The organism is Novosphingobium sp. BL-A-41-Hi4B-X5A, assembly GCF_055521705.1.
Map to the genome: position 1 here is coordinate 346174 of NZ_JBVFVT010000002.1, position 22903 is coordinate 369076.

Sequence of the window (22903 nt, forward strand, 5' to 3'; positions counted from 1 at the left end):
TCTCCTGATTTAGTCTGACATATTATCAGAATGGCCGGAACGCAACCACGTCCGTTCCGGCCAGAGAGCGTTCATAGCTATGCGTCACGCTGTCTCGGCGGTGGTTTTGGAACCCCACAGCGCATAGAACAGGACATACAATTCGCACGCTGCCGTCAGCAGGAACGAGGTCTGCAGGCCGTAGGCATCGGCGAGCCAGCCCTGCACGACGACCAGCGCGCCACCAGCGATGGCCATGATCAGCAGGCCCGAGCCTTCCTCGGTCAGGGGGCCGAGGCCCTTGATGCCGAGCGTGAAGATCGTCGGGAACATGATCGAGTGGAACAGGCCGACAAGGATCAAAGCCCACATCGCGGCAGGGCCGGTGGTGAAGACGGTGACAAGCATGACGACGAAGGCACCAATCGAGAAGGCGGCAAGCACAAGCCCTGCGTCGACCTTCTGCATGATCGCCGAGCCGAGGAAGCGCCCGACCATCATCCCGCCCCACAGGAAAGTGAGGTACTGGCCGGCCTTCTCATGCGTCAGGTTGGCGATATCTGGCTGGCTGACGAAGTTCACGAACAGGTTCGCCACGCCGATTTCGGCGATCAGGTAGATAAAGATTGCCGGGATGCCGAAAACGAGATTGCGGTGCTTCCACAGCGAAAGCTTGGCTCGCTCCTCAGGCGCGAGGCGCTGCGTCGCGCTGCCCATCGCAGGCAGCGGAAAGCGGGCGATTACAATGGCAAGAACGACGAGAACAACCGCGACGAGGCCATAGGGCAGGATCACCGATTGCGCATCGGCAAGGCGCTCGGCCTGGGTCAGCACGACGTCGGAGGTGGCGGTGCCGCCCTTGGAGCGACCGAGGATAAGGTAGGCGCCGAACATCGGCGCGAGCATCGTGCCCGCCGAGTTCATCGCCTGCACCAGGTTTAGGCGCGAAGACGCCGTTTCCGGCTTGCCGACGACGGCGACGTAAGGGTTGGCTGCCACCTGCAGCAGGGTGATCCCGCTCGCGATCACGAACAGCATGGCGAGCGTCACGCCGTAGGACGGAATGGAGGCCGCCAGCATCATGCCAAGCGCGCCCGCCGCCATGACGAGCAGCCCGATCACCAGCGACTTCTGGTAACCGATCTTCTCGATCAGCTTGGCCGACGGGATCGAGGCCACGAAGTAGGCGATGAACCACACTGATTCGATCAATGTTGTCTGCGTATAGTTCAAGTCGAACACACTGCGCAGGTGCGGCAGCAGTGTGTTGTTGATGACCGTGATGAACCCCCACATGAAGAACAGGCTGGCCAGCAGGGTCAGCGCCGGCCCGTAACGCACGCCGGAATCGCCCTCTGTCATGGAGTTTGCCTGGGATGAAGGCACTGGCGGCATGGACTTGCGCTTCCTCTCTCTTGTCCGTTGCGCGATGCGGTACGCTTACCGTCTTGCGCAATTTCTATTTGTCGGACTATATCGGCGAGCACACCGCGTCAATGGGCGCAAGGCAGTGCATGTTTCCGAAAGGACCCTGAGGATGAGGATTGCGGGAAAGCCGAACAACGGCACCCTGCTGATGCTGGCGCTGGCAGTACCGGTTGCCCTGCCGGCCCAGTCGGTCAGCGCGGCAGAAGCGAAACAGGAAAGCGCAGGAAAGCTCGCCGACGGCACCGAAGCATTTGCGATCACGCTGAAGGCTGCCAACGGCGTTTCTGCCCGCGTGCTGACCTACGGCGCCACGCTGCAGTCGCTGATGGCGCCTTCACGCGATGGCAAGGTCGCCGACATCCTGCTTGGCTATGATGATGTGCAGACCTATGAGGCGAAGCCAAACTTCTTCGGCGTGACCGTTGGCCGCTATGCCAACCGCATCGCCAAGGGCCGCTTCACGCTCGACGGCAAGGCCTATCAGCTTGCCCAGAACAACCTCGGCAATTCGCTGCACGGCGGCGTCAAGGGCTTCGACAAGCGTAACTGGAAGGTCGTCTCGGTCAAGTCAGGCCCGGTGGCTAGCGTGGTGCTGTCCTACGTCAGCGCCGATGGCGAGGAAGGCTATCCGGGCAAGCTCGATACCAGGGTGACCTACACGCTGGACGAGCGCGGCAACCTTGGCATCACGTTCGAAGCGGCGACCGACAAGCCGACGATCGTCAACATGACCAACCACGCATTGTTCAACATGGCTGGCGAAGGTGCGCCGATGGGCGCGATGGGCAACCGGCTGATGATCCCGGCGTCGGCCTATACCCCTGTCGATGCCACGCTGATCCCCACGGGTGAGCTGCGCAAGGTGGCGGGCACGGTGTTCGATTTCAGTCGGCCCAAGCGCATCGCCAATGGCCTGCGCAATGGTCGCGATGAACAGATCGCCATCGGCCGCGGCTATGACCACAACTTTGCGCTCGACAAGGGCGTGACGGCAACACCGCAACTTGCCGCAAGGCTGGAAGACCCGGCTTCAGGCCGCGTGCTCGAAGTGCTGACGACCGAACCTGGCGTCCAGTTCTACACCGGCAATTTCCTCGATGGGACCGTGCGGGGCAAAGGTGGCCACGTCTATCGCATGGGTGACGGGATCGCGCTCGAGCCGCAGAAGTTTCCCGATGCGCCGAACCAGCCAAAGTTCGCTTCCACGCGTGTCGAACCGGGCAGGCCCTATCGCCACCAGATGATCTACCGCGTCAGCGTCGCGCCCCGCACCCGCTGATTTTCCCGCGCTGAACTTCACTCGAATAGCCGAAAGCCGCAATGACCGACTCCTCTCCCAAGGCCCCGAAACTCCGCTCGCGCGCGTGGTTCGACAATCCCGACAACATCGACATGACCTCGCTCTACCTTGAGCGCTATCTCAACTTCGGGTTGAGCCTTGAGGAACTGCGGTCGGGCAAGCCGATCATCGGCATTGCGCAGACCGGCAGCGATCTTTCGCCGTGCAACCGCCACCACATCGTGCTGGCCGAGCGCGTGCGCGAAGGCATTCGCGAGGCGGGCGGGATCGCGTTGGAAATTCCGGTGCACCCCATCCAGGAGACTGGCAAGCGCCCGACGGCCGGGCTTGACCGCAACCTTGCCTACATCGGCCTTGTCGAGGCGCTGTACGGCTATCCGATCGACGGCGTGGTGCTGACCACCGGTTGTGACAAGACCACGCCGGCGCTGCTCATGGCGGCGGCCACGGTCAACATTCCGGCAATCGCGCTGTCTGTCGGCCCAATGCTCAACGGTTGGTTCAAGGGTGAGCGCACCGGTTCGGGCACGATCGTGTGGAAGGGCCGCGAGCTGATGGCCAAGGGCGAGCTGGACGAGGAAGGCTTCATCAAGCTCGTCGCCAGTTCCGCGCCGTCGACCGGCTATTGCAACACCATGGGCACGGCGACCACAATGAACAGCCTTGCCGAGGCGCTGGGCATGATGCTTCCGGGATCGGCCGCCATTCCTGCCCCGTATCGTGACCGGCAGGAGTGCGCATGGCGCACCGGCAAGCGCATCGTCGACATGGTGCACGAAGACCTCAAGCCTTCCGACATCATGACGCTTGACGCGTTCCACAACGCCATCGTCGTCAATTCGGCGATCGGCGGCTCCACCAACGCGCCGATCCACCTTGCAGCCATCGCTCGTCACATCGGCGTCGATCTGCCGCTGACGGATTGGCAGCGCCTTGGTCACAAGGTGCCGTTGCTGGTGAACCTGCAGCCGGCGGGCGAGTACCTGGGCGAGGACTATTATCGCGCCGGCGGTGTTCCGGCAGTGGTGGGTCAGTTGATCGCGCAGGGCCTGATCGCCGAGAACGCGATGACGGTGAACGGCAAGACCATGGGCGAGAACTGCCGTGATGCCGTGATCGAGGACGAGAAGGTGATCCGCCCCTTCGGCCAGCCACTGGTCAAGGATGCAGGCTTCCTCGTGCTGTCGGGCAACCTGTTCGATTCGGCGATCATGAAGACCAGCGTGATCAGCGACGAATTCCGGGCGCGCTATCTGTCGAACCCGGACGATCCCGATGCGTTTGAAGGCCCGGCGGTGGTATTCGATGGCCCCGAGGACTACCATGCCCGCATCGACGATCCGGCAACGGGCATTACGCCTGAAACGCTGCTGTTCATGCGCGGCGCCGGGCCGATCGGCTATCCGGGCGCGGCGGAAGTCGTCAACATGCGCGCGCCGTCCTACCTCATCACCGAAGGCGTGACCGCGCTGCCCTGCATCGGTGACGGCCGCCAGTCGGGCACTAGCGGCAGCCCGTCGATCCTCAACGCCAGCCCGGAAGCGGCGGCAATGGGTGGCCTTGCCATTCTCAAGACCGGTGACCGCGTGCGCATCGATCTGCGCAAGGGAACTGCCAACATGCTCGTGCCCGAGGAGGAACTGTCATCTCGTCGTGCCGCGCTCGAAGCAGCGGGTGGTTACGCCTACCCGGCCTCGCAGACGCCGTGGCAGGAAATCCAGCGTGAGCGCGTCGGCCAGCTCTCCCACGGCGCCATTCTCGAAGGCGCAGAGAAGTACCAGCGGATTGCCCAGACGATGGGCCTGCCGCGCGACAACCATTGACGATGTCGGGAGCAATGCGGCGAGGGGCAAACCCCCTCGCCAGCGGCGCACTCAGGTTCTCGGCCTGGCTTCGGCAAATGCCTGCGCCAATGCGGCATGCACCGGCTTCGGCTTGAACGCGGAATCGTAAAGACACCCGCGCGCTTCGGCCTTGTCCGCACGTGGCTCGTAGCCCTGGAGCCACGAATAGGCGTCGACCAGCCCCCAGGCCAGCACGTCCTTCAGCTGCGGGTAATCGAGCATCATCTCGAAATAGGCCTTGGTCGTGTCGGCCACTGTGCGGTCCCGGCTGGGGATGTCGACCGGCAGGTCCCGGTCGCGCACGTCAAACTCGGTTATGACGAGCTTGTAGTCCATCGCCACCACGTCATCGACAAAGCGCTGCCATTCCCGGCGATGGGCGGCATCGGGCAAGGGTGCGATCAAATGCGACTGCACGCCCAGCGCATCGACGGGCGTGCCGCGTTTGCGAAAGCCTTCGAGCAATCGCAGCACGCCCTTGCGGTGGAGCGCATTGCCCGGCTCCCAACTCATGTAATCGTTGTAGACCAGTTCGGCACCCGGAGCAGCCTTGCGCGCCGTGTGGAACGCAAGGTCCACCAGCGCCTCGGTGCCACCCATGGCCTTCGACAGCGCCGTTTCGGCCAACGATCCATCCTCGGGGAGAACGGTTTCATTGACCACGTCGTAGGATACGATGCGACCTTGAAAGCGCGCACAGACCGTTTCGACGTGATTGGTCATCATCGCCGCAGCATTTGTTGCGGACCGCGGACCGAAATCATGGCTTTCCAGCCAGCGCGGCATCCACTTCGGTCGATGCCACAGTAGCGTGTGGCCGCGCAGCTTCATCTGGTTCTGCGCGGCGAAGGCGGCGATAGCGTCAAACGCCGCAAAGTCGAATGAAGTGGGCGAGGGCCTGATTGCCTGCCACTTCATCTCATTCTCGGCGACCAGAATCGCGCATTCCCGCCTGAGCAGATCGGCAAGCGCGGGATTTCTCCACGATCCGCCACCTCCACCGGCTACCGCCGAACCGAACCGCATCCCCTTCGCAGCAGCCAGCGCGGACAAGGACGAAGGCTGCGTTGCGGCCATGCCGCTCAGTGGGCGCGAGAGCATTGCAACGCCGCCAGCGATCACGCCAAGGCCCTGCCTTCGAGTCATCTTGCTCGGTCTTGTCACGCATTTCCTTTCCCGATTGCTCCGGACTCTATCGTCTGGCTGTGCATACGATAGCGCTACCAAAGGAGCTTGGGAAGGTCCTGCCTACCGGCCGAGGCGGCGGGGCCGAAACTTGCCTGCACCCGCCGTTTGCTTCGGTCAGCCCGTCGTTTCGCCCCCTGATGGGGGTCAGCCCATGGTTTCGCCATTATCGATCACGATGTTTGTACCAGTGATGTGCCGTCCATCGTCGCAGGCGAGGTACAACACCATGTTGGCGATATCGATCGGCTGGCCCATGCCGTGGTTGTTTGCCTGCTCCAGCCCGGCGTTGTCGGCGGGAAGTTCGGCCAGCGCCTGTGCGGTCATCGGCGTGACGATGCCGCCCGGCGCGACTGAATTGCAGCGGATGCGATAGCCCTGCTCGCGGCAGTGGACTGCGATCGAGCGCGTCATGCCGATGATCCCGGCCTTGGCTCCGGCATAGGCGGGGATGGCGCTGATACCCTTGATGCCGCCGATCGAGGCCATGTTGATGATCGAGCCGGCACCGTCCCTGCTCATGTGCGGGATCGCGGCCTGGCATCCCAGGAACGTGCCGCCCAGCATGACTTCTGTCTGGAGACGGAAATCGGCGTAGGGGAGATCCTCGACCGTACCAAAGCGGACCAGCCCGGCATTGTTGACCAGCGTATCGAGCCGACCGAAGAGGCGCAGCGTTTCAGCAATAACCTCGTGCCAGCGGGCTTCGTCGCGCACGTCCTGCTGCATGAACACGCAGTTCGGGATTTCGACGGCGGTCTTGCGGCCGAGATCCTCCTGCATGTCGGTGATGACGACCTTTGCGCCTTCACGGGCGAGCAGGCGCGCGTCCTCCGCACCAAGCCCCGATGCGCCGCCTGTGATGATTGCAACGCGGCCTTCCATCTTGCCAGTGGCCATTGTCTGTCCTTCGTTCTGAAAACAAAAAGTGCCCCGGTCGCTTGTGTGGAACGACCGGGGCCAGGGAGGATTCCGTCAGGTCGAAATCAGAAGTTGTAGCCGACCGTCACGCCGAACTGGCGGGGCGGGGCGTAGCCGACGAGGCCCATGTAACCGGGGCTGTCGTAAACCGTGGAGATGTAGCGCTTGTCGAACAGGTTCTTGCCCCAAAGGCCGATCGAATAACGCTTGTCCGGTCCGTAATACGTCAGCAGTGCGTCGACGTAGTAGGTCGGCTGGATTGAGGAGCGCGGGGTATTGACCACGGCGGTGTAGAACTTTTGCCCGGTGTACATCCAGCTGACATCGGCCATGATGCTTGAACCACCGGCAAACTCGTGGGTGAAGTTCGCTCCCAGTGTCGAGGCCCACCGCGGCGCGTTCTGCAGAGCATAGCCCTTGAGGTCGATGAACTTTGCCGCCACCGGATCGAAGTACAGGAAGCTCTTGTACTTGGTGTCGAGATAGGCGAGCGAGCCGCGCAGGGTCAAACCCTCTACCGGGATTGCCTGAACTTCCAGTTCGAAGCCCTTGATCTCCGACTTGGCTGCATTGAGGATGCGATTGCCCTGCACGTTGGTCGCCGGATCGAAATAGATCTGCGCAACCTGCATGTCGCGGTAGTTGGTGTAGAATGCGGCAAAGTTGGTGCGCAGGCGACGGTCGAGGAAGTCTGCCTTCAAGCCTACTTCGAAGGTATCGACCTTTTCCGGGTTGTAGGGTGTGTCACCGTCAGCTGCCACGCCGATGCGGCCGGTATAGCCGCCCGACTTGAAGCCGCGCGCCCAGCTGGCATAGATCAGCTGGTTCTGGCCGACTTCGTAGTCGAGACCGATCTTCCAGCCGACATTGTTCCAGCTCTTCTTTCCGCCAACGTCCAAGCTGCCGGGGAAAGTCACGTCGAACTTGTCCCAGTTGGGCGAGGTGAGCGCCGCACTGCCAAGACCGGTATCGAGCGTGGCGCGCGCGTTGATGCTGTCGTGGGTGTAACGGATGCCTGCCGAGAGCTTCAGCGCATCGGAAAGCTGTGTGTAGGTCTGGAGGAACGCCGAGAAGGACTCGGTCGACTGGTCCTGCACGTTGTACTGGATCAGGCCCGGCAGTGCGAAATCCAGATGGTACATCTGGTAGTGGTTGTAGTCGGTCTTTAGGTAGAACAGACCGGCTACCGCGTTGAAGCTGTCTCCGGCCGAGAATGCGCTGCGCAGCTCCTGGCTGAACTGCCAGCCACGGGTGCGGCGGCGTGTGGCGTTGTTGGTCTTCGCGGTGCCGTCCTGGTCGGTATATTCGAACAGGGTAAAGCGCTTGTAGCCGGTGATCGAGGTGATGTCGCCCAGCGGCGTGTTGTCATACTGGATCGTGCCGATGAAGAACTTCGTCGTCATGTCCGACTGGTCGGGCACTTCGTTGTTGCCAGAGAAGTACTTGTCCGGCGCCTTGCACGGCTGGTTGGGCACGGCGCAAGGGCTGCGATACATCGGCAGCTTGGCACCGTTCCAGAACGTGCCTTCGGGCACATAGTTCGCCTCGCCGGGGAGGCCGCCGTTGACCACGATGGGCGCACCATTGCGCGCTTCCACATATTCACCCTGGAGGGTGATGCGCAGGTCCGGGCTGGGCGTGATGTAAAGCTGGCCGCGCACGGCGTCGACGTTCTTGCGACCCATGTCCTCGCCGTTCCACACGTTAGTCGTCCAGCCATCGCGCTGGGTGTGGATGCCGGCGACCTTGATGCTGACCAGATCCTTTGCCAGCGGCGCCTCGACCGACGCGTTGATGTCGAAGCGGTTCCAGTTGCCGTAGGTGCCGCGGACATTGCCCCCAAACTCGCCGGTGGGCTGGTTGGTCACCACGTTGACGACGCCGCCGGTAGTGTTCGCGCCGAACAGCGTGCCCTGCGGCCCGCGCAGGATCTCGACGCGGTTTGTGTCATAAGTATCGAGCAGCGCGCCCATCGAGAAGAACTGCGGCACGCCATCGACCACGATTGACACGGTGTTGCCGGCATAGGGATCGGGCTCGATCACGCCGATGCCGCGGATGGTGAACACCGCGTTGTTGGGGGTATTGGCGAAGTTGTCGATCTGGACGTTCGGGACCGAGCCCTGCAGCGCCTGCAGCGTCGTGACGTTGTAGGCGGCGAGCGTCTCACTGCCGACTGCGGCGATCGAGATCGGCACCGACTGGATGCTCTCGGCCTTCTTCTGCGCGGTCACGACGATTTCGCCGAGGCCTCCTGCCGGGGCCTCATCGGCTTGCGCCTGAGGCGCTTGCGCGTCCTGCGCCTGGACGGCGGCGGGCAGCATGGCGATGGCGAGCGCCGCAAGGCTGCTCGTGATGAAAGACCCGTTCCTTGTTCTCATGATCTCGATCCCTCCCAAAGGCGCCGGCATGGCCGTGTCGCCGCTTGTGACAGCGCGATTCGATATAACCGGCGCGTCTGCCGGTTTTATGCGCTGTGCCGCATGCCTGATTAAACTGGCCGTTTTGTCAGGCGGTCTTGCGCAGCAAACGCGGGCATGACAGGACAATGACGATGGCTGGCTCCACGATGCAGAAGCGCATGCTTGCCGCGATGCGGCCGACCTCGCTGGGCGAGCAGGAGCCGGTGCGCTGGCAACAGCGCAAGTCGGCGCAGACGCGACTGAAGATGCTCGAAGCGGCGGTCGATTGCCTCGTCGAGGGGGGCTATCAGGGACTTACCACCGCTCAGGTGGCAGAACGCGCCCAAGTATCGCGCGGGGCCATGCACCACCATTTCGCGACGCGCATGGACCTCGTGGCGGCAGTGGTCGAACACGTCTTCTATCAGCGCATGCGCCTGTTTCTTGATGATTATATCGGCGCCATGGCGCAAAGTCGCGATGCGCTGCTGATCGACCTTGCTACTGAAGCGCACTGGCGCAGTGTGCAGACCCGGGAATACGCTGCCTACCTCGAACTGGCCGTCGCCGCTCGCACCGATGCCGAACTCAATGCGGCCTTTGCGCCCGCGGCACGGCGGTATGACGAAGTCTGGATCGCTGAAATGATCGAGTCTTTCCCGCAGTGGAAGGATCAGTGGGAAGCGATGAAGCTCGGCAGCGACTTTGCGATTGCTGTCCATTCCGGCCTGCTGCTGCAGCGCGCGGTGATGGGTCCTGAACGGATCGAGAAGGTGTTGAAGCTGACGATCGCCAGCATCCGCGGCCTCTATGATCCGCTGACCTGATTCGAACCCGGCAGAAGTGCCGGATTCATTTTGAGACAAGACCGTAGTGGGAGAATTAGGATGACGACCGTTGCAATAACCGGTGCAGGTCGCGGTATTGGGCTGGAACTGGTGCGCCAGCATGTCGACGCCGGGGACCGGGTGATCGCTCTTGTCCGCAATCCTGAAAAAGCGCGGGAACTGGCCGATCTGGCGGCAACCGCCGACGGCCGCCTGACCATCCACCGCCTCGACGTGGCAGACGACGCCTCGGTCAAGGCAGGAGCCGCCGAAACCGCAGGCGAGGCGGTCGACGTACTTTACAATGTCGCTGGCGTGAGCGGTCCGGTTCCGGCTGAGCTGGAAAGCGCCGACTGGGCAGAATGGGATGATGTGTTCCGCATCATGGTCCAGGGTCCGCTGCGCGTGCTTCAGGCCTTTCTCCCCCGTCTGGGCGCGGGTTCGAAGGTCATCAACTTCTCGAGCCAGCTCGCCGCCTCCACCTGGCCCTATGGCGGCTACTATTCCTATGTCGCGGCCAAGGCAGGGCTTAACCGCCTGATGCGGTCGGTCGCCATCGATCTCAAGGATCGCGGCGTGATCGTCGGCCTCGTCCATCCGGGCTGGGTGCAGACCGACATGGGCGGCGAAGCCGCAGACATCACCCCGGTCGAGAGCGCCGCGGGCATCCGCAAGCTCGCCCGCGAATGGACGCTCGAGCGTTCTGGGGATTTCCTCAAGTGGAATGGCGAAACCCACCCCTGGTAAGGAGCAGGCAGATGCCTTTTACAGGACCGCTCGAAGATCGCATGGCGATCCGCGAGTTGATGGATACCCATGCCCACGGGGTGATGACGCTCAATGCTGAACTGTGGGGATCGATCTGGGCCGAGGATGCCTATTGGGAACTGCCGGAGTATCCTGATCTCGGCGGATTTTCCGGCAAGGCGGCAATAGTTGCCGGCTGGACGGAATCGATGAAGCACTACGGCCTCGACAACTGCACGAAGCCGATGGTCTATTTCATGCAGCCCGGTTCGATCGAGGTGGATGGCGATGCGGCACGGGCCGTGGCCTATACCATCGAGATCTTCGACGACCCGGCTTCGGGCAAGCGGGTCCATGCAACCGGGCGCTATGACGACGAGCTGAAACGGATCGATGGGACCTGGAAGTTTACACGCCGGTCCTATCGCACGGTCTTTGCCGACTGATTGACGCTTTTCCGGAACCGCCCGGCCCTGACGGGTTTGGGCGGGGATGGACACGCCACATCTTGATTGCCTGATCGTCGGCGCGGGGCCTGCGGGCCTTGCTGCCGCGATCTATCTCGCCCGCTTTCACTTGCGCGTGGCGTTGGTCGATGCCGGCCACAGCCGCGCCGCACTCATCCCTCGCACGCACAATCACGCGGGCTACCCCGGCGGCATCGCGGGCACGGCGCTGCTTGCCCTGATGCGCCAGCAAGCGGCGGAGTTCGGGGTGTCCGTCGATGAGGCGCTCGTCGAACAGGTAACGCGGGAGGGCGAAGATTTCCTGGCCAGGGCCGGGGACCGTCGATGGCGGTCCCGGTCAATCCTCTTGGCAACGGGCGTGGTGAACAACCGTCCGCCAATGGCGCCCGAGGTCCACGAGATGGCGTTGCAGCGCGGGCTGCTGCGCTACTGCCCGGTGTGCGACGGCTACGAGGCCAGCGACCAGCGCATCGGCGTGCTGGGTACAGGGGAGCATGGCCATAACGAAGCATTGTTCCTGCGCGGCTTCTCAGCCGATGTCACGCTCATCGCGCCTGACGGAAAGCATGGCATGGAGGATGGGCAGCGGGAGCGCCTGGAAAATACCGGGGTCAAGCTTCTGGACGGGCCGTGCGAGCCCCTGCGCATTGCCGGCGATACAATTCTTGTGCCGACGCCAGCGGGAGACCTTGCGTTCGATACCGTCTACCCCGCACTCGGTTCGCTGATCCGTTCCGGTCTGGCGCTCGACCTTGGCGCCAAGGCAACCGACGAAGGCTGCATAGAGATCGACGCGCACCAACGCACCAGCGTGGCGGGGCTCTATGCCGCAGGGGATGTGACGCGCGGGCTGGATCAGATCAGCCACGCGATGGGGCAGGCGGCTGTCGCGGCAACCGCTATCCGCAATGACCTGGCCTCACAGGCTCCACTCTTGCGCTGATCAGAGGTGCGAAAATTGGCGCTCTACTCGATAGGTGCGCATGCGGGCACGGTCGAACAGGCGTTCCTCGTCGGCCACGATCTCGGCCATTGTTTCCGGATCGGCCATCGCCGCAAAGCAGGCATCGCAGGTCTGCTGGTCGGGAAAGTCGATCTCCAGCACGACGTCGAAATCGTGGAGCACGTCCGTGCCGTCGAGCGGGTGAAGATGGTTGCGCTGGTAGCGCGTCGCCCAGCCCTGCAGCACCTTTTCACCGATCAGCCGGTGGCGGCTTTCGTAATAGGCGATGAAATCCGCCTTGCTCATGCCGTCACGGCGCTTGAGCAGAGTGAGGACGGTGACTGTCATGGGTGGGCTTGCAACCAGCGGCGGGTGGCCCCGGCCACGGCAGCGGCGCGCAGGGCCGGGTGCGGGAATGCGTCGCGCAGCGTCTCGGAACGCAGCTCGATGGCGAGCGGAATGCCCGGCGGCAGGGCCTGATACAGCGCGGCCAGCGGCAGCGCGCCTTCACCACACTGTTCGCGCAGGTCGATCGCATCGCGGATGACGGCATTGAAGTCAGCAGGATCGGGCCGCTCGGCGGGGGCATCGCAGAACTGCGCGTAGGGCAGCAGGGCGGGATCGAGCTTGGCGATTTCCGCAATAGAGGAGCCCGAGCGGTCAACGTGGATCGGGTCGATCAGCAGGGCCTTGAGTGGGTGGTCGATCCGGTCAAGTATCCCGAGCGCGGCCTGCAGATCCTTGACCTCGGTAAAGATGCCGAACTCCAGCGCAACGCGCATGCCAGAGCCCTCGGCATGGCGGCACAGATCGTGCAGCTGGGATGCAGTGCGGGCGTGGTCGGGATCGGATGAGACGCACAGGACGTTGGCCGCGCCAAGCTCTGCGCCGGCGTCGATCACCTTGCGGTGGTCCTCGAGCGCGACGCCCGGCTTGAGCCAGATCACTTCGACATCGAGCAGCGGCAGGCCCGTTGCGGCCAGCGCCGCCCGCGCGTCGCGCGTGTGTGCCGGTGTCCAAACTGCCGGATCGACCCACAGGCCGACCATGTCGAAACCGCCGGCGCGGGCGGCTTCGATGGTTTCAACCGGTCCGAATTCCGGGACGACGCCCGAAGCAAGCGAGATCGGGTTCATCGCCAACCGCCGGTCACATCTGCGGTTCGGGGAGGTCCGGATCGTCCTGCAGGTACCAGTCCAGCCATTCGTGGAAGTACTGGTTGCCGCGTTCGTTGCGACCGAACACCAGCTCGTCGTGCGCGCCGGTTTCGAGGCCCTTCTGGATCTCGAGGCCGATCAGGTAGTCCTCGGTATAGGTCACGTCGCGGAAGAAGTTCATCGCCGCTTCGACGTTCGCCCTGTCCTCCTCGTCACGGATGGGTTCGCGACGCAGGTAGTTCAGAACGGTGCGGTTCTCGCCCGGCGTCGGCCCGGGGAAGAGCTGGGCGACCTGCGTGATTTCCGGCGCGATGAAGGCCGATACGTTGGGGAACATGATGCGGACGAAATCGAAGCCGTTGTTCTCCTGCGTACCCCACTCCTCGCGGGGCACGTCCTTCAGCGCCTCGGCGATCTTGTGGTGGGGGAAGCCGATGCGCTGGTGCGGGCCGAAGCCTTCATAGTGCATGCAGTTCGACGGCGTGCGCGGGAAGATCGTCTCGGGGTGGAGCGAGGCGAAGTGATAGCCTTCGAGATAGCCGTCATAGGCGATCTTCCAGTTGGCACCCTCGATCACGCGGCTGCCCATGTAGGTCCAGTTGCCGAAGTCGAGCGCTTCAAAATCCTCGAGGAAACCGCGGTAGAAGGCATCGACATCGATCGGGGCATTGGGCGTGAGCACCACGAAAATCATGCCCGCCTTTTCCTGGGCTGGCAGTTCACGCAGGCCGAGTTCGGACTTGTGGACCTCGCCGAACTTGCTTGCTTCGGAAATGCCGATCAGCTTGCCGTCCTGGCCGAAAGTCCAGCCGTGGTACTTGCAGGTAAAGCGCGGGCAATTGCCGTGGCCCTCGTTGGCAACGGGCGCGCCGCGGTGCGAGCAGACATTGAGGAAAGCTCGGACCTTGCCGGTCTTGTCGCGATTGATCAGTACCGGCATGCCGACGGCGTCCATCGCCTTGTAATCGCCGGGATTGGGCAATTCGGCGGTGAAGGCAAGCATCAGCGGAACGCGCTTGAAGATCAGCTCCATCTCGGCCTTCCACTGGTCGGGATCGGTATAGCTGCGCACCGGCACGCGCTTGGTCGTGTCGGTGAGAAAGGTCTTCTTGTTCTCGACATAGTCGCGCATGATTTCAGCGACTTGTCCGATGCGTTCGATACGGTCCATCTGGGTATTGCCTCTCCGTGGCCTTGTGGCCAGTGTTGCTGCCGACCATGCCGTGCGCGGGTGCGGTGCGAAAGCTGTGACAGGGGCTAGGTTACTCACCTTTTCGCCAATTGCTGAAGCACTCGGGCGCTTGGAACAAGCACGGCATGAACGAGAACACTGCAAAACCCTGGGACTGGCTGCCGATTCCCGCCCCACACCAGCAGGCCTATGCCGCATCGGGCATCTGGCAGCGCAAGACGCTGGCAGACCTCGCGCGTGAGCGTGCCGCGGCAACGCCGGACTTCATGTGCTTCATCGATGGGGAAGGGCAGTACACGTACGCACAGGTGCTGGCCGAGGCCGAGGCACTTTCGGCCTCGCTCCACGGTCGCGGCTTGCGCAGCGGAGACGTGATTGCATTCCAGGTGCCCAACTGGCGCGAAGCTGCCGTAATCAATCTGGCCGCAGCGCTTTCGGGCTTTGTCGTCAATCCGATCGTGCCGATTTACCGCGATGCCGAAGTGACGATGATGCTAGGCGATTGCAGGGCCAAGGCCATCTTCGTGCCGGATGTGTGGCGCAAGGTGGACTATGCGGCAATGGCGCGGCGCTGCCAGCAGTCGCTACCCGATCTTGCGCATGTCTTCACGGTACGAGGCGATGGGCCTGACGATTTTGCGGCTTTGGTAACTGCCGGACGCGGCGTGCCGTTCGCTGCCCCTGAAGTCGACCCGCTGGGCGTGAAGATGGTGCTCTATACATCAGGGACCACCGGGAGGCCCAAGGGCGTGCTGCATAGCCACTGCACGCTGGCGCATATCGTGGCGACGAGCGGCCGCCATTGGGGCTTGGCTGCAGGTGAGGCGACGCTCATGCCTTCGCCGGTCACGCATGTGTCAGGTTATGCCAACGGGCTCGACGCGCCGTTCATCTGTGGCATTCGCTCCGTCCTGATGGAGGCCTGGAACGCTGCCGAGGCGCTGGCGCTAATCGAGCAGCATGATCTTGTCGGCACTGTGGCGGCAACGCCGTTTCTGGTGGAATTGGCGGCGGCCGCACGGGCTGCGGGCACGGGCTTGCCGAGCTTCCGCTTCTTCGCATGCGGTGGCGCGGCTGTGCCGGCAGACCTTATCCCGGCGGCCAATGCGGCCTTCGAGAACTGCCGGGCGTTCCGCGTGTTCGGTGCATCCGAAGTGCCGCTGGTGACATTCGGTTGGCCGCAGGATGAGCATCTTGCCGCGACAACGGACGGCGAGGTGGTGGACTACGAGGTCCGCATTGTCGACCACGAGGATCGCGAATTACCGAAGGGGACGGAGGGCGAAATCCTGGCGCGCGGCCCCGGCATGATGATGGGATACGCCGACGCGGCGCAGACCACCGAGGCGATCACGCCGGACGGCTTCTTCCGCACCGGCGACCTTGGCGTGCTGGACGATTCTGGCGCAGTCACGATCACGGGTCGCAAGAAGGACCTCATCATTCGCGGTGGCGAGAACATCTCGGCCAAGGAAATCGAGGACGTGCTGCACACGCACCCTGCGGTGAAGGAAGCGGCGATCGTTGCCATGCCGCACGAGCGCCTTGGCGAAGGCGTTTGCGCCTATGTCATCCTTGCAGGGGAGGCTGAGAGAGGGGACCTGGTGGCACACGTTTCCGCATCGGGCCTTGCCCGGCAGAAGATCCCCGAACGGTTCGAATTCGTCAGCGATTTCCCGCGTACGGCCAGCGGCAAGGTGCGCAAGGACATGCTGCGGGCGATGGTGCGAGCAGCCATGACGGAAGGCTGATCGACCAGCTTCTCACCTACATCAAGGAACCACATCAGCGTGTTTCCCCGGGGAAACAATCGCCAAATTGGTTCTTAATACCGTGAGTGCTGCGGATCTCAATCGTCGTCGGGGACCACTTCCGGCTTGGTGATCTTGGCCATGCGGGCGTTGTACTTGACCGTCTTGACCGCGATCGAGGTTTCGACGTGGTGGACGCCATCGATGGACAGGATCTTGTCGGACGCCAGTTCAACCAGTTCGTCCAGCTCGTCGATCAGGCTCATCGCCGTAATGTTGAACTGGCCCATGGTGATAAGCACGGCATTGACGCCGGGTACCTCGGCAATGATCTGCGCCACTTCGCGGACGCGGTCTACATCGGCCTGGACGTTGATGAAAGCGAGCCGGGCGAGCTTGCCCATCTCGAACCCGGTGATCGCGGTAAAGGCGATCAGGCCATCCTGCTGCAACCGCTTGATGCGCCCGCGCACGGTGCCTTCGGTTACGCCCAGCTCTGCCGCGATCTTGCGGTTGGAAATGCGTGCGTCGAGCGCAAGCATGTCGACCAGCTGGCGATCAAGTGCGTCTAGCTGAACCGCGGCCATCAGGCGTTCCCTCCATTGCCGCGGCTGTCACCGGGGCGGCCCTCGATCGGCGCGACGTCGAACTGGTACTTGATGATGTCGACCACGATGTGTGGCGTCAGCGTGCGGATTCCGCGCACGGTTGAAAGCTTGTCGAGCAAGAATTCCGAGAGATCATCGAAATCGTGCAGGGCGACAAGCATGTCGATATCGTAGCGACCCGTCACCATGTGCGCAGCGACCACTTCGGGCAGGGCGCCGAGCTCCTGCGCAACTTCGGAAGCCGGGCGGCCGTCAACCTCCACCGAGATGCGCAGCAGGACGTTGAAGCCGTGGGCGGAGAAGTCCGACACGGCGACGACGCGCAACTGGTTGGCATCTTCCATGCGGCGGATGCGGGTTGAAACCGTCGTCGCTGTAAGTCCGAGGACTTCGGCAATTTGCTGGTTGTTGGCCCGCCCGTTGCCCCGCAATTCGCGGATGATTGCCTGGTCGGTTGCGTCGAAACTGAAGATCTGGCTCATCGGTCCCCGTGCCATGGTGCCGTGACGGCAGACATCGCGGTTTGCGCAGCAACACGACGACCGTCAACCTGAAATTGCTGGTCAAGCGCTCGGTTAACGCACTTTTCCGTAGGCTCTCAGCCCGCTGCCCGCCTTCGGATTGATGCAAACCGAGGCGGCGCAACGGGAATCTGAAAGCTACTGCATCATTGCAGTCCGTTTTGTTCGTGGCTGCAATCGAGCCAGAGTTGATGGGCATCGATACGCAATTTCGTCTCGGCCCGTAGCGCAGCGGCCCGAGCCCGGGTTTCGGCGAGCGCCGCGTCCTTTGCCTGACGTTCGGCAAGAAGCAGATCCGCGAGATCGACGTGACCGAGGCGATTGCCGGCCTCGAGCCGATCGGCGGCGCGCCTGCTGCTGGCCGCAGCCGCCGCTGTTGCCTTCCATGCCTGCACTGTCCCCAGCGCCGCCGAGTAGTCTGTCGTGGCCATCTCCATCACGTCGAAACGAGCGCTGGCAGCTTCGGCAGCAGCGACTTGCGCCTCGGCTGCGGCCTGATCGGACAGCGCCGCGCGATAGCGACCGCCGATCGGCATCGAGAACACGATCCCGGCGCCGCGTTCCAGTCCGCCGCGCTCGCTGAAGAACTGCGCGCCGATTGTCGGATCGGCGATGCGGTTGCGACTGCTGCGCTCGGCCAGGGCGGCGAGGCGCTCGGATTCGGCCAGTGCCGCCGGGAGTTCGTGATTGCAGGTCATGACCGCCTCACGCAGGCGGGCGAGTTCTGCAGGTGGCTGGCCGGGTTGAGTCAAGGGCGGGGCTTGCGCGGGCAAGGCCAGTTGCGGGAACTGGGCGGCCAGCCTTTCGCGCGCAATGCCTGCCCCGGAAAGCGCCGCGTCCAATCCGGCGCGGTTCATGGCCGCTTCGGCCATGGCACGGTCGGCATCCACTTGCGCCGCATCCTGCACGCGCACCTGGCTGTCCACCGCCCGATAGGCGCGCTCCAGCGTCTGTTGCGTCTGGGCGAGGGTCGTTGCCTCGGCCGCTGCAGCGACCCAATCCCACCACAGCTCGTTCAGTTGCAGCGCCAGTTGATGCCGGGCGTCTTCGGCGCGCAATTCGGCGACGCGGACACCCAGAACGCCGGCCTTGCGATCCAGCGCAGACTTGCCGGGAAGACGGATCGGACGCTCCAGCGAAACGGTGTATTCTGCGTAGCGCCCTTCATCCTCGATGGTGCGCCGGCTGACATCGCCTGACAGCGTGAACTCATTCTGGGTGGCACGCAGCGCGTTAGCCTCCTGTCGCGCTGCCTCGACCTTGGCATCGGCGGCGCGAGAGCGGGGATGGGACTCTATCGCCTCCACCACAGCCGTATCGGAAAGACCGGTGAGGGACTGGTCGCTGGTCTGGGCAAGGAGCGGGGCCGCCATCAGCAGCGGCCATGCAGGAACAAGACTGTACTTCATGCTGAAGCGCCTTCCATTCCGCCATCAAGCGCGGTGCGCTCGGCGGAATTTTCGCCGAACCGCTCATAGAGCATCGGCAGGAGGAACAGGGTGAGCAGCGTCGAGGTGACGAGCCCGCCGATCACGACGATGGCCAGCGGTCGCTGGATCTCCGAGCCGGGACCACTGGCAAACAGCAGCGGAACGAGGCCGAAGGCAGTTATCGCGGCGGTCATCAGCACCGGGCGCAGGCGACGCTCGGCCCCCTGTCGGACGGCATGCTGCAGGGTCAGGCCCTGTTCGCGCAGCTGGCGGAAATAGGTGACCATGACAAGGCCGTTGAGCACGGCGATGCCGAGCAGGGCGATGAACCCGACCGAGGCCGGAACCGAAAGATACTCGCCCGACACTGCCAGCGTCACGATCCCGCCGACGACTGCGAAGGGAATCATCGCGATGATCAGCAGCGAGGCCCTGACCGAGCGCAGCGTCCAGAACAGCACGCCGAAAATCAGCAGCAAGGCAATCGGCAGAACCACGCCGAGCCGGGCCGAGGCGCGCTGCTGGTTCTCGAACTGACCGCCCCATTCCAGGCGATAGCCCGGCGGCAGCTGGACGTTGGCGGCGATGTCGGCCTTGGCTTCTTCGACGAAACCGACAAGGTCGCGTCCGGAAACGAAAGCCTGCACCACCGCAAAGCGCGATCCGTTCTCGTGGTCGAGCTTCACCGGGCCTTCGACCTGATGGACCCGCGCCACGTCACCTACACGCAGCAGCGTGCCGTCCGGACTGCGGATCAGCTGGTTGGCGAAGACATCGAGGCTGGCCGCGTTGGCGGGATCACCCTTGATCACGATCGGAACGCGCCGATGGCTTTCGGCAACCACGCCGGCGTCAGTGCCTTCAAGCTGGGCGCGCAGCACGTCCTGCAGTTCGGCAACCGGCATTCCGGCACGGCCCGCGGCCAGACGGTCAATATCGATCTGGAGGTAATCGACCTTGTCGTCCGCCAAGGTCTTTACCTCGGTCACGCCCTGGATCCTGCGCAGCCGGTCCTGTGCCTTGGCGGCAATCTGGCCGAGCGTTGCAAGGTCCGGCCCGAAGATCTTGAGCGCAAGATCGCCGCGCACGCCGGTGAGCATTTCAGATACGCGCATTTCGATGGGCTGGGTGAAAGAGGCCTCGATGCCGGGCATCTCTTCCATGGCGAGGCGGATCTGCTCGATCAGCCACTCCTTGTCCTGCTCGCGCCATTCCTCGCGTGGTTTGAGGCGCATGAAGGTATCGGTGTCGTTGAGCGACATCGGGTCGAGGCCAAGCTCGTCGGCACCGACGCGGGCGATGATGTCCTGCACCTCCGGCACCTTGGACATGATCAGCTTCTGTGCCTTGAGGTCTCCGGCGATAGTGTGGTCCAGCCCGATGCTCGGCTGCTTTTCGAGCTGCATCAGCACGGCGCCTTCATCCATGGTGGGCATGAAGGTCTTGCCGGTGAAGCCATAGGCAACCGCTGCTGCGAGCAGCGACCCACCGGCCATGGCATAGACTCGCGTCCGGTTGTCGAACGCCCATTGCAGGGCCGAATGATACCGCGGACTCAACTGGCGCATCAGCCACGGGTCGTCGTGACCTGCCTCCTGTTTCAGGCCAAAGTAGGCCAGGACCGGAATCAGCGTGAGCGACAGTACCAGCGCGCCGGCCAGTGCCAGCACGATGGTCATCGCCACCGGGCCGAACAGCTTCCCCTCCAATCCTTGCAGCGTGAGCAGCGGCAGGAAAACCAACGCAATGATCGCCATGCCCGAGGCAACCGGGGTTGCCACTTCGCTGGTTGCCACCAGCACCTGATGAAGCTTCCCGGTGGAGCCGTGGTGCGGATGAGCGAAGCGGTCGACCACGTTCTCGACCACGACCACCGCGCCATCGACGAGCATGCCGATGGCAATGGCCAGGCCGCCAAGGCTCATGAGGTTGGCCGACATGCCCAGCCAGCGCATGAGGATAAACGTGATCAGCGTCGCCATGGGCAGGGCCGCGGCCACGATCAGCGAGGCACGCACGTTGCCGAGAAACAGGAAAAGCAGGATGACGACGAGCACGCTGGCTTCGATCAGGGCCTTCTCCACCGTCGAAACGGCATGGCCGACCAATTCGGAGCGATCGTAGAACACGTCGATTTTCATGCCCTTCGGCAGGCCGCTCTCGATTTCCGTCATGCGCGTCTTGACGTTTTCGACAACCTTGCTGGCATCGGCGCCGCGCAGGGCGATGACCAGGCCCTGCACGGCTTCGCCGGTGCCGTTCTTGGTCACGGCCCCGTAACGGGTCAGGCTGCCTGTGGTCACTGCTGCCACGTCGCCAAGGCGCAGGACGCCGCCGGCTGCGCTGCGGATGACGATGGCGCGCAAGTCATCGGCAGTCTGGATGGCCCCTACCGAGCGCACGATCAGCGTGCTTTCGCCATTGGCCAGCCTGCCGGCGCCATCATTGCGGTTGCCGCTTTCGATTGCGGTCTGGAGATCGTGATAGGTGAGGCCCGCTGCGGCCATGGCTCCGGGATCGGGCCGGACCTCGAACGTCTCGGCATGGCCGCCGAGCGAGTTCACGTCAGCCACGCCCGGCACCGTGCGCAGGGCTGGGCGGATGACCCAATCGAGCACGCGGCGCTTTTCGGCCAGCGATTGCGGACCTTCGATAGTGAACATGTAGACATCGGACAGCGGAGTGGAGATCGGCGCGAGGCCGCCTTCTACTGACGAGGGCAGGTCGGCCATGACGTTGTTGAGGCGTTCGGTGACCTGGGTGCGCGCCCAGTAGATGTCGGCGCTGTCGGAAAAGTCGATCGTGATGTCGGCGATGCCGTACTTGGCGGCCGAACGCAGGATCTCCTGATCGGGGATGCCCAGCATCTCCATCTCGATCGGGGTGATGACGCGGCTTTCGACTTCCTCCGGCGTCATGCCGGGGGCCTTCATGATAATCTTGACCTGCGTGGTCGAGATATCGGGGAAAGCGTCGATCGGCAGGTTCTGGAATGACCAGCCTCCGAAAATCGCCAACGCCAGCGCCAGGCCAAGCACGGCAAGCCGCGCCCCCAGCGACCATTCAACAAGGCGTCTCAGCATCACTCACCCCCGCCGCCCAGCAGCATCTTGAGTTCGGGGATCGCGCTGGTCGCCACCACTTCGCCGGGCTTCAGGCCAGAAAGGATTGCGCTTTCGCCATTGCCACTGCCACCGAGGCGAACCTCGCGCTGCTGGAAGCGATTGCCGGTGCGAACGAAGACGACGTCCTTTTCGGCGATGCGGGTGACGGCAGTGGATGGAACGCTCACCACTTCACCGCTGCCGCCCGCGCCAATCGTGACCATGACCGACTTGCCGGCAATGAGGCCTTGCGCGCTGCCAATGTTCGCCTTGGCAACCACGCTGCGCGTTGCGGGATCGATGCTCGAGCCAACCGAAAGAATGCGGCCCGTGGCGGCTCCGGGCAGCGATACTGTCATGCCGGGGCGAACATTTCCTGCAAGCCTTTCGGGCAATTGCAGATCGAGCTGGTAGGCATTTGCCGCGTCGATCACGAAAGGCGCGGTCATGCCATCGACCGGCCCACCGGTCTGCACCGCCACCTTGGAAACGCGGCCCGAGATTGGTGCGCGCAGGGTGACAATGCCGCTGCCGCTGGCACCCGAGGCTGCCAGGATACGCGACGCTTCACCAGCTTCGGATTGCGCCTGCGCCAGTTCAGCGCGCGCTTCCTGCACGCGCGCGCCGGCAATCACGCCTTCCTTGAAGAGGGCTTCGGTGCGGGCGAGATTGGCCTTGGCCAGCGATATGCGCGACGAAGCGCGGCTGCGCGACCCGCCCAGTTCCATCGCATCGCGGCTGACCATGGTTGCCAGCGGCTGTCCGCGGCTCACTTCCTGCCCCTCGATCACGAAGACCTGGCGGATCGCGCCGGGCAGGGCCGCGGTCACGGCCACGCGGCTTTCGGGGGGAAGCGTGACGACGCCAGGAACCGCACCCAGCGGCACTTCGCCACTGAGGCGCGCGGCTGCCGTCTTGATGCCGAGCCGGGCGAACTGGGCGTCGGTCAATTCCATCGGCGTTGCGGACTCGGAAGCCTGCTCGGCTTGAGGCGCCGGTGCGGTGTCCTTGCCCAAAAGCGCGTAACCGCCTGCAGCAGCCGCGAGGACGGCCAAGGTGCCGCCCACAACCAGATTGCGGGTATTCATTGCAATGCC

At 63.6% G+C, this 22903-nt stretch carries 19 protein-coding genes; 7 read left to right on the plus strand and 12 right to left on the minus strand.

Annotation, left to right across the window (positions count from 1 at the left end; translation table 11 throughout):
• Nucleotides 1–84 precede the first annotated feature (84 nt).
• Complete coding sequence (locus ACZ1JY_RS17335; RefSeq protein WP_465131491.1) at nucleotides 85–1374, minus strand: sugar MFS transporter; 1290 nt, start codon at nucleotides 1372–1374, stop codon at nucleotides 85–87.
• Nucleotides 1375–1516: 142 nt separating this feature from the next.
• Between ACZ1JY_RS17335 and ACZ1JY_RS17340 the strand changes: the two genes are divergently transcribed.
• Together ACZ1JY_RS17340 and ACZ1JY_RS17345 are read left to right on the plus strand one after the other, a co-directional pair.
• A complete protein-coding gene (locus ACZ1JY_RS17340) occupies nucleotides 1517–2686 on the plus strand; it encodes an aldose epimerase family protein (protein WP_465131492.1) in 1170 nt (389 codons plus the stop codon).
• Between the two features lie 41 nt (nucleotides 2687–2727).
• Nucleotides 2728–4530 (plus strand): IlvD/Edd family dehydratase, encoded by a 1803-nt coding sequence (locus tag ACZ1JY_RS17345; RefSeq protein WP_465131493.1) that lies wholly within the window; start codon nucleotides 2728–2730, stop codon nucleotides 4528–4530.
• Nucleotides 4531–4581: 51 nt separating this feature from the next.
• Here the strand turns inward: ACZ1JY_RS17345 and ACZ1JY_RS17350 are convergent, their stop codons facing one another.
• From ACZ1JY_RS17350 to ACZ1JY_RS17360, 3 genes are all read right to left on the minus strand, one after another.
• On the minus strand, nucleotides 4582–5697 hold the full coding sequence (locus ACZ1JY_RS17350) for an endo-1,4-beta-xylanase (RefSeq protein WP_465131494.1): 1116 nt from the start codon (nucleotides 5695–5697) through the stop codon (nucleotides 4582–4584).
• A gap of 186 nt (nucleotides 5698–5883) precedes the next feature.
• The gene (locus ACZ1JY_RS17355) at nucleotides 5884–6636 is read right to left on the minus strand and encodes an SDR family oxidoreductase (protein ID WP_465131495.1); all 753 of its coding nucleotides are present in this window, start codon (nucleotides 6634–6636) and stop codon (nucleotides 5884–5886) included.
• 86 nt (nucleotides 6637–6722) lie between these two features.
• Nucleotides 6723–9038 carry a TonB-dependent receptor gene (locus tag ACZ1JY_RS17360; protein ID WP_465131496.1) on the minus strand — a complete coding sequence of 772 codons (2316 nt, stop codon included), beginning with the start codon at nucleotides 9036–9038 and terminating at the stop codon, nucleotides 6723–6725.
• 173 nt (nucleotides 9039–9211) lie between these two features.
• On the opposite strand from ACZ1JY_RS17360, the gene ACZ1JY_RS17365 reads away from it, so the two are divergent.
• Genes ACZ1JY_RS17365 through ACZ1JY_RS17380 form a run of 4 tightly spaced genes read left to right on the plus strand, consistent with a single transcriptional unit; the run spans nucleotide 9212 to nucleotide 12043 of the window.
• The gene (locus tag ACZ1JY_RS17365) at nucleotides 9212–9886 is read left to right on the plus strand and encodes a TetR/AcrR family transcriptional regulator (protein WP_465131497.1); all 675 of its coding nucleotides are present in this window, start codon (nucleotides 9212–9214) and stop codon (nucleotides 9884–9886) included.
• A 60-nt stretch (nucleotides 9887–9946) separates the two neighbouring features.
• Nucleotides 9947–10633: an SDR family oxidoreductase gene (locus ACZ1JY_RS17370; RefSeq protein ID WP_465131498.1), complete on the plus strand. Its 687-nt coding sequence runs from the start codon at nucleotides 9947–9949 to the stop codon at nucleotides 10631–10633.
• 11 nt (nucleotides 10634–10644) lie between these two features.
• On the plus strand, nucleotides 10645–11079 hold the full coding sequence (locus tag ACZ1JY_RS17375) for a nuclear transport factor 2 family protein (protein ID WP_118075269.1): 435 nt from the start codon (nucleotides 10645–10647) through the stop codon (nucleotides 11077–11079).
• Between the two features lie 46 nt (nucleotides 11080–11125).
• Entirely contained in the window at nucleotides 11126–12043 is a 918-nt protein-coding gene (locus tag ACZ1JY_RS17380; protein WP_465131499.1) for an NAD(P)/FAD-dependent oxidoreductase, read from the plus strand.
• Here the strand turns inward: ACZ1JY_RS17380 and ACZ1JY_RS17385 are convergent, their stop codons facing one another.
• Genes ACZ1JY_RS17385 through ACZ1JY_RS17395 form a run of 3 tightly spaced genes read right to left on the minus strand, consistent with a single transcriptional unit; the run spans nucleotide 12044 to nucleotide 14371 of the window.
• Complete coding sequence (locus tag ACZ1JY_RS17385; protein WP_465131500.1) at nucleotides 12044–12391, minus strand: EthD domain-containing protein; 348 nt, start codon at nucleotides 12389–12391, stop codon at nucleotides 12044–12046.
• On the minus strand, nucleotides 12388–13179 hold the full coding sequence (locus tag ACZ1JY_RS17390) for a sugar phosphate isomerase/epimerase family protein (protein WP_465131501.1): 792 nt from the start codon (nucleotides 13177–13179) through the stop codon (nucleotides 12388–12390). Before ACZ1JY_RS17390 ends, ACZ1JY_RS17385 begins: the two co-directional genes overlap by 4 nt.
• Nucleotides 13180–13192: 13 nt before the next feature.
• Nucleotides 13193–14371: an aromatic ring-hydroxylating oxygenase subunit alpha gene (locus ACZ1JY_RS17395; RefSeq protein ID WP_465131502.1), complete on the minus strand. Its 1179-nt coding sequence runs from the start codon at nucleotides 14369–14371 to the stop codon at nucleotides 13193–13195.
• A 146-nt stretch (nucleotides 14372–14517) separates the two neighbouring features.
• Between ACZ1JY_RS17395 and ACZ1JY_RS17400 the strand changes: the two genes are divergently transcribed.
• Complete coding sequence (locus ACZ1JY_RS17400) at nucleotides 14518–16143, plus strand: AMP-binding protein (protein ID WP_465131503.1); 1626 nt, start codon at nucleotides 14518–14520, stop codon at nucleotides 16141–16143.
• A gap of 98 nt (nucleotides 16144–16241) precedes the next feature.
• Here the strand turns inward: ACZ1JY_RS17400 and ACZ1JY_RS17405 are convergent, their stop codons facing one another.
• From ACZ1JY_RS17405 to ACZ1JY_RS17425, 5 genes are all read right to left on the minus strand, one after another.
• Nucleotides 16242–16730: an Lrp/AsnC family transcriptional regulator gene (locus ACZ1JY_RS17405; protein WP_039335926.1), complete on the minus strand. Its 489-nt coding sequence runs from the start codon at nucleotides 16728–16730 to the stop codon at nucleotides 16242–16244.
• Nucleotides 16730–17248 carry an Lrp/AsnC family transcriptional regulator gene (locus ACZ1JY_RS17410; protein WP_240344976.1) on the minus strand — a complete coding sequence of 173 codons (519 nt, stop codon included), beginning with the start codon at nucleotides 17246–17248 and terminating at the stop codon, nucleotides 16730–16732. Before ACZ1JY_RS17410 ends, ACZ1JY_RS17405 begins: the two co-directional genes overlap by 1 nt.
• Before the next feature lie 170 nt (nucleotides 17249–17418).
• Entirely contained in the window at nucleotides 17419–18681 is a 1263-nt protein-coding gene (locus tag ACZ1JY_RS17415) for a TolC family protein (RefSeq protein WP_465131504.1), read from the minus strand.
• Entirely contained in the window at nucleotides 18678–21785 is a 3108-nt protein-coding gene (locus tag ACZ1JY_RS17420) for an efflux RND transporter permease subunit (protein WP_465131505.1), read from the minus strand. The genes ACZ1JY_RS17415 and ACZ1JY_RS17420 overlap by 4 nt, the downstream gene beginning before the upstream one ends.
• Nucleotides 21785–22894 carry an efflux RND transporter periplasmic adaptor subunit gene (locus ACZ1JY_RS17425; protein ID WP_465131506.1) on the minus strand — a complete coding sequence of 370 codons (1110 nt, stop codon included), beginning with the start codon at nucleotides 22892–22894 and terminating at the stop codon, nucleotides 21785–21787. Before ACZ1JY_RS17425 ends, ACZ1JY_RS17420 begins: the two co-directional genes overlap by 1 nt.
• Nucleotides 22895–22903: the final 9 nt, after the last annotated feature.

Excerpts from the sequence above, each read along its gene's own strand:
- ACZ1JY_RS17370 (WP_465131498.1), top strand. The coding sequence starts at position 9,947 with ATGACGACCGTTGCAATAACCGGTGCAGGTCGCGGTATTGGGCTGGAA.
- ACZ1JY_RS17405 (WP_039335926.1), bottom strand. The coding sequence starts at position 16,730 with ATGGCCGCGGTTCAGCTAGACGCACTTGATCGCCAGCTGGTCGACATG.
- ACZ1JY_RS17345 (WP_465131493.1), top strand. The coding sequence starts at position 2,728 with ATGACCGACTCCTCTCCCAAGGCCCCGAAACTCCGCTCGCGCGCGTGG.
- ACZ1JY_RS17390 (WP_465131501.1), bottom strand. The coding sequence starts at position 13,179 with ATGAACCCGATCTCGCTTGCTTCGGGCGTCGTCCCGGAATTCGGACCG.
- ACZ1JY_RS17360 (WP_465131496.1), bottom strand. The coding sequence starts at position 9,038 with ATGAGAACAAGGAACGGGTCTTTCATCACGAGCAGCCTTGCGGCGCTC.
- ACZ1JY_RS17400 (WP_465131503.1), top strand. The coding sequence starts at position 14,518 with ATGAACGAGAACACTGCAAAACCCTGGGACTGGCTGCCGATTCCCGCC.
- ACZ1JY_RS17385 (WP_465131500.1), bottom strand. The coding sequence starts at position 12,391 with ATGACAGTCACCGTCCTCACTCTGCTCAAGCGCCGTGACGGCATGAGC.
- ACZ1JY_RS17425 (WP_465131506.1), bottom strand. The coding sequence starts at position 22,894 with ATGAATACCCGCAATCTGGTTGTGGGCGGCACCTTGGCCGTCCTCGCG.
- ACZ1JY_RS17365 (WP_465131497.1), top strand. The coding sequence starts at position 9,212 with ATGGCTGGCTCCACGATGCAGAAGCGCATGCTTGCCGCGATGCGGCCG.
- ACZ1JY_RS17410 (WP_240344976.1), bottom strand. The coding sequence starts at position 17,248 with ATGGCACGGGGACCGATGAGCCAGATCTTCAGTTTCGACGCAACCGAC.
- ACZ1JY_RS17335 (WP_465131491.1), bottom strand. The coding sequence starts at position 1,374 with ATGCCGCCAGTGCCTTCATCCCAGGCAAACTCCATGACAGAGGGCGAT.
- ACZ1JY_RS17395 (WP_465131502.1), bottom strand. The coding sequence starts at position 14,371 with ATGGACCGTATCGAACGCATCGGACAAGTCGCTGAAATCATGCGCGAC.
- ACZ1JY_RS17420 (WP_465131505.1), bottom strand. The coding sequence starts at position 21,785 with ATGCTGAGACGCCTTGTTGAATGGTCGCTGGGGGCGCGGCTTGCCGTG.
- ACZ1JY_RS17355 (WP_465131495.1), bottom strand. The coding sequence starts at position 6,636 with ATGGCCACTGGCAAGATGGAAGGCCGCGTTGCAATCATCACAGGCGGC.
- ACZ1JY_RS17350 (WP_465131494.1), bottom strand. The coding sequence starts at position 5,697 with ATGACTCGAAGGCAGGGCCTTGGCGTGATCGCTGGCGGCGTTGCAATG.
- ACZ1JY_RS17340 (WP_465131492.1), top strand. The coding sequence starts at position 1,517 with ATGAGGATTGCGGGAAAGCCGAACAACGGCACCCTGCTGATGCTGGCG.
- ACZ1JY_RS17415 (WP_465131504.1), bottom strand. The coding sequence starts at position 18,681 with ATGAAGTACAGTCTTGTTCCTGCATGGCCGCTGCTGATGGCGGCCCCG.
- ACZ1JY_RS17375 (WP_118075269.1), top strand. The coding sequence starts at position 10,645 with ATGCCTTTTACAGGACCGCTCGAAGATCGCATGGCGATCCGCGAGTTG.
- ACZ1JY_RS17380 (WP_465131499.1), top strand. The coding sequence starts at position 11,126 with ATGGACACGCCACATCTTGATTGCCTGATCGTCGGCGCGGGGCCTGCG.